At 62.5% G+C, this 6,692-nt stretch carries 1 protein-coding gene; it reads left to right on the top strand.

Annotated elements, in window-relative coordinates; translation table 11 throughout:
* On the top strand, window positions 1-6,692 hold a 6,692-nt coding region (locus AC1DWA_RS32515; RefSeq protein ID WP_477917550.1), incomplete at both ends, for an amino acid adenylation domain-containing protein.

Here is a 6,692-nt window from a genome sequence, read left to right as displayed (position 1 = left end):
GTGGTGGGGTGTTGGAGTTTGTGGGGCGCARGGATTTTCAGGTGAAGGTGCGGGGGCAGCGGGTGGAGTTGGGTGAGGTGGAGGCGGTGTTGGCTGCTCAGGTGGGGGTGGCTGGTGCGGTGGTGGTGTTGCGGTCGGGTGTGGGTGGGGATTTTTTGGTGGGGTTTGTGGTGGGTGAGGTGGGGGTGGTGGTCGATGAGGTGGTGGTGTTGGAGGGGGTGCGGAGGTCTCTTCCGGGGTTTATGGTGCCGTCGGTGGTTGTGGTGTTGGGGGAGTTTCCGGTGACGGTGCATGGGAAGTTGGACCGTAAAGCCCTCCCGGACGTCAACTTCGAACCTCGATCGCTGCAGTATGTTGCGCCGCGAACGCCGGTCGAGGAGACGGTTGCCGCAATCTTCGATGATCTGTTGGGAACGTCGACGGTGGGCGTGTACGACGACTTCTTTGCCCTTGGTGGGAACTCTCTGAGTGCAGTCAGGTTGGTTGCGCGAGTGAATTCTGTTCTCGGCGAACGGATCGACATCCGCGACGTCTTCGATGCTTCTACCGTTGCAGCGCTGGCCGAGTTGGCGCAGTGTCGCGGAGGAGAGGGGGCCAAGCCGGCGTTGAGGCCGCGGGGTACGACGACGGATATCCCACTTTCACCGGCCCAGGAGCGAATGTGGTTTGCGAATCAGTTCGACCCCGAGTCCGCCGCCTACAACGTCGCGTGCGCGTTGAGGCTCGACGGCACAGTGAATCTGAGTGCACTTCACGCGGCATTTGTCGACGTCGTCGAGCGGCACGAGTCCTTGCGCACTGTTTTTCCTCTCACTGACGACGGCCCGCGTCAAGTGATCATGTCTACCTCACAGGTGGTATCGGATCTTGCACCGATACTTGTGCAGGGAGAGGAAGAGCTGCGCGAGCGTTGCCGGCAGATCGTTTCGGATGGTTTCGACGTCATGCAGCAGGTCCCGATGCGCGCCACCTTGTTGCGGCGAGACGACGAGGTCCACTCGCATGTCCTGGTGATCGTGATTCACCACATCGCCGCCGACGGATTCTCCACGGTACCGCTGGCCCGAGATCTCATGAGCGCATACACCTCCCGTGTGAGCGGTGAGGCTCCTCGGTGGGCGCCGCTCGAGATCCAGTACGCCGACTATGCGTTGTGGCAACGTGGTTGGTTGGGTTCGGAATCCGACTCTCGGTCTTTGATCTCGAAACAGCTCGCCTATTGGGTCGAGAATCTTGCGGGTGCACCGGAAGTTCTCGACATTCCGACCGATCGACCGCGCGGTGATGTGCGTTCGCTTCGACGCGGACGGATTCGGTTCGAGTTCAGTYCGGAGGTTCATGCCGGTGTGGTTGCCCTGTCGCGCAAACACAACGCCACCGTCTTCATGGTTGTGCACGCAGCCTTGGCAGTGCTGCTGGCGAGGCTCAGCGATGAGGAGGACGTAGCCGTCGGAACTCCGATCGCCGGGCGTGGGGAGCGCGAACTCGACGACCTGGTGGGCATGTTCGTCAACACGTTGGTCTTGCGCACTGCAGTGGACCGCGGCGCGACTTTCGGGGAGTTCCTCGACCAGGTCCGAAACGTAGATCTGAGCGCCTTCACTCATGCGGACGTGCCGTTCGAACGAGTCGTCGAGATAGTGAATCCTTCACGTTCGACGGCATACTCGCCCCTGTTTCAAGTCATGTTGGAGTTCCAAGACATCGAGCGACCGACACTGGAACTTCCCGACCTGCAGGTGACCGACGTGGGTGTCGAGATCGACACCATCACCTTCGATCTGCAGTTGACGGTGGCGCAGAACACTGGCACCGCCGGTGAATCGGATGGTATTCGTGCTGAATTCGGATATGCCGCAGATATTTTCGACGAGGAAACAGTAGGGGGCTTCGTCGACCGCCTGCAACGGATTCTCGAGTACGTCACCACGGATCCGCAATCGCGGATCGGAGATATCGATATCCTCGACGCCCGTGAGTCAGCCGAACTGGTACCCGTGCGAGGTGTGATCTCCACCGCTGTTCAGACCCTTCCCGATTTGCTCACTACAGCAACAGATATGGCGACCGCCCAGGATCCCGGCGCCGTCGCGCTGGTGTTCGAGGAACGTGAAGTGACCTATCTCGAACTAGACGCACAGTCGAATCGATTGGCCCGCATGCTGATCGAATCCGGAGTGGGTCCCGAATCGGTGGTGGCGATGTGTCTCCCACGCTCCGTCGAGTCCGTTCTGGCGGTGTGGTCCATTGCCAAGACAGGTGCGGCATTCCTTCCCGTGGACCCGGGACTTCCTGCTGCACGTATCGAGTACATGCTGGGCGACTCCGGTGCAGCGTGGGGGATAACGACCCGAGCTCACCACGCAGCATTGTCCGGCCTCGTGCCGTGGCTGGTCCTCGACGATGCCGGTTTCGAGGAACGGCTGTGGGCGTACTCGCCATCGAAAGTCACCGACGCGGATCGGAAGGCACGGATTCGAATCGACAATCCGGCCTATCTGATCTACACCTCGGGATCAACGGGAACACCCAAGGGGGTGACGGTCACACATCGCGGGTTGAGCAACTTTGCTCTCCAGGAGCGCGAGACATTCGCCGCCACGACCCGATCCAGAACTCTGCACTTCGCTTCGCCGAGTTTCGACGCTTCGGTTCTCGAACTCATGTTGGCCGTTGGTGCGGGATCCACGATGGTGATCGTGCCACCGACCGTCTACGGCGGGGCGGAACTGGCGGCGCTACTGGAGCGCGAGCGCGTCACCCATTGTTTTGTGACTCCGGCGGCTTTGGCATCCGTCGCCCCAGACGGACTCACCACTGTCGGTTGTGTCGTGACAGGTGGGGAGGCGTGCCCGCCGGAATTGGTGGCCCGCTGGGCGCCGGGCAGAAAGATGTTCAACGCCTACGGTCCTACCGAGACAACTGTGGTGTCGAGCATCAGTGCGGCGCTGGCTCCGAACGACCCGGTCACCATCGGCGCACCTACTCGCGGATTCAGCGAGGTAGTGCTGGACTCGCGTCTGAGAGCGGTGCCGGTAGGTGTCGCGGGAGAGTTGTATCTTGCCGGACCGGCTCTCGCTCGCGGCTATCACCGGCGATCCCCGTTGACCGCCACGCAGTTTGTCGCAGATCCCTTCGGTGCACCGGGAACGCGGATCTATCGCACGGGCGATCGCGTGCGGTGGACGCCCGACCGACAGCTGGAGTATCTCGGGCGCACCGATGCCCAAGTGAAGGTCCGTGGGTTCCGCATCGAACTCGGGGAAGTCGAGGTGGCACTGCAGACGCACCCGCGCGTGGCCCAGGCGGTGACGGGCGTCTGGAACGGCGACGGCAGGGATCGGTTGAACGGCAGGGATCGGTTGATCGGATACGTGGTTCCCGATCGCGGAGCGAGTGTCGATCCGCGAGACGTCCTCGCGCATGCAGGCAAGCGTCTGCCGTCGTATATGGTTCCTGCGGCGGTGGTGGTGCTCGACGCACTTCCGCTGACGGTTCACGGAAAACTGGACCGCGCAGCGCTACCGGCACCCGATTTCTCGTCCACGGCCACACCCGACCGGACACCGCGAACGGAAACCGAGAATCTTCTTGCCGCTCTGTTCGCGCAGGTTCTCGGCCTGGACACCGTAGGAGTGCACGATTCGTTCTTCGAGCTCGGTGGAGACAGCATCATGTCCATCCAATTGGTGGCCCGCGCTCGCGATGCTGGTGTGATCATCTCGCCTCGAGACGTATTCGACCACAAATCTGTTGCCGCGCTTGCCGAGTCGGCGCACGTGGAGCAGGACGGTCCTGATGTGCTCGCGGAGCTACCGGGGTCCGCTGTCGGAACTGTTCCACTGAGCCCGGTGGCGCAGTGGATGCTCGACCGTAGCAGTGGCGGGCTGCGTGGCGGTGAATTGAAACGGTTCTCCCAGGCGCTCTTGCTGACAGCTCCCGCTGATCTCACCCAGGACCTCCTTGTCCGTGGTGTCCAGGAGTTGCTGGACCGCCACGGAATGCTGCGAGCACGCTTGGACGAGAGCGACCGGGTCATGGAAGTCCTACCACCCGGCTCGATCTCGGCCGAAGGACTGATCCATCGAGTAGCTGTCGGTTCGGTGGACGACGAACGTTTCAGGGCCTTGGCGTCGGGAGAGCTCGAGGCCGCTGCCGACAGCTTGGATGCCGCCGCGGCCGACATGGTGCGCGTGATCTGGTTCGACCTGGTCGACAAACCCGACTTGTCGAACCAGCGGGGCCGACTACTTGTGGTGATTCATCACCTGGTTGTCGACGGCGTCTCGTGGCGCATTCTGGTCACCGACCTGGCGACGGTGACAGCACAACTCCGGGCCGGTGTCACGCCCGAACTGCCACAGATCGGAACGTCGTTCCGGCGGTGGGCGCACGGGCTTGTCGAGCACGTGGGCGATCGGAGCGTCGAACGGGACATGTGGAAAACGATCCTTGACGGCGATGACCCGCTGATCGGTTCGCGCCCACTCGATCCCACGATCGACGTCGACGGCACGGTCGACACCGTCACAGTGGACATCGCGCCTCCGGTGACCACGAACCTACTCACCACGGTTCCTGCGGCATTCCACGCCGGCGTGAACGACGGACTCCTCACTGCTGTTGCGTTGGCCTCGATCGAGTGGCGACGACGCCGCGGTATGGATACCGCTGCCGCCCTGATCACGCTCGAAGGACACGGCCGCGAGGAAGGAGCGGTTCCTGGCGCAGACCTCGCGCGCACCGTTGGTTGGTTCACCACGCTCTACCCGGTGCGCGTGGACCTCGGCGGACTCGACGTCGACGACGCACTGGCAGGTGGCGCCGACGCCGGACGAGCTCTCAAAGCCGTCAAGGAATACGTGCGTGCGATCCCCGATCATGGAATCGGATTCGGGATGTTGCGCTACCTGTCGGGCGAGAGCGAACCACTCGGCCGATTCCGTTCTCCTCAGATCAGTTTCAACTATCTGGGCCGGATCAGCTCCTCTGACGGAACACAGGACTGGCTGCCGGTGGAGGGCAATCGAAAGCTCGGCGGAACCCAGAATCGGTCCATGCCTGTGGCGTCCGTGATCGACATCAACGCGGCGGTTGAGAACCATGTCGACGGGCCCTGCCTGACAGCATCTTTCACCTTTCCCCGCGGAGTGCTCGACAGGTCTGACATCGCGGAGTTCGCGGAACTGTGGCGTCGTGCGCTCGACGGACTCACCGCGCACGCATCGCGACCTGATGCGGGCGGTCTGACGCCGTCGGACATTCCCCTGGTCTCGGTCGACCAACAACAGATCGAACGCTGGGAGAACGACTTCCCCGGATTGCACGATGTCTGGTCGGTGTCGCCCCTTCAGGCCGGGCTGATGTTCCATGCCTCACTGGCGGCCACGTCGACGGACGTCTACACAGCGCAGTTGTGCGTCGAGCTCGAAGGAGCGGTTGATTCCGAGCGTTTGCGCGGCGCTGCTGCCGGACTACTGGCAAACCACCCGAATCTGTGTGCAGCGTTCGTCTACGACGCACACGGCCTACCGGTGCAGTTGATTGTCGACGATGCAGTGATTCCCTGGACCGAGGTCGACCTGAGTGATTGCGGATCGGCAACCGAAGCAGAGCTGGAGCGCCGCCTCGACGAGGATCGCAGTGCACCCTTCGACCTCGCCTCGCCGCCACTGCTTCGGCTGACGTTGCTGCGAACCTCGCCGTCGAGGTGTGTGTTGGTGGTGACAAACCATCACATCGTTCTCGACGGTTGGTCGATGCCGTTGTTGGTGCGCGAACTGCTGATGAGATACGCGGACGACAGTCTCCCGGTCGAGAGCGTCCCGGCCGATCAGCCCCAGACTCCGTCGTACCGCACCTATCTGGAATGGTTGGCGCACCGCGACATCGAGACCTCGCTCGCGGTCTGGGAGGACGCCATGGAAGGCGTCGACGAGCCGACGTTGTTGGCGGCTTCGGCGCCGACCGCCGATCAGGTGGTACCCGAAGAGGTCACCGTCGATCTGCCGGATTCGGTGCTCGACGGACTCGGTGCGCTCGTCCAGCGGAGCGGGATCACGATGAACACGGTGATCCAAGCGGCGTGGGGTGTCCTGTTGTCTCGAATGCTTTCCCGTGAAGACGTAGTCTTCGGCGTCACAGTCTCGGGCCGCTCACCTGAATTGCCTGGTGTGGAAAACATGATGGGGCTGCTGATCAACACATTGCCTGTCCGGGTGCAACTGGATCCGGACGAGACGTGTGCACAGCTGTTCGCTCGACTACAAGGCGAGCAGACAGCTCTGCTCGATCATCACTATGTCGGACTCGGCGCGATTCAATCTGCCGTAGGGACAGGCAATTTGTTCGACACACTGTCGGTCTTCGAGTCGTATCCGATCGATACCTCGGGGATGGACGGGAACACCGACATAGCCGGTATGCGCGTCACCGCTGTGAATGCCCGCGACGCCACGCATTACCCGCTCACCGTGCTGTCGGTCGCGGAACCGACGCTGCAGGTGAGCCTGCGGTATCAGCCGGCGGCATTCGACCGCGCCGCGGTCGGCACCATTGCACAGCGAATGTCGCGAATTCTTGCCGCCTTCGCAGCGAACGCGGATACACCGGTCGGTGAGGTCGACGTGTTTGTCGCGGGTGAGCGTGGGTTGGTGGTGGGTGGTTGGTTTGGTGTGGGGGTTGCGGTGGGG

The organism is Rhodococcus sp. P4_F3_2 (assembly GCF_056401335.1).
The sequence above is the reverse complement of the archived record's forward strand: the minus strand, read 5'-3'. Positions and strand labels throughout refer to the sequence as shown.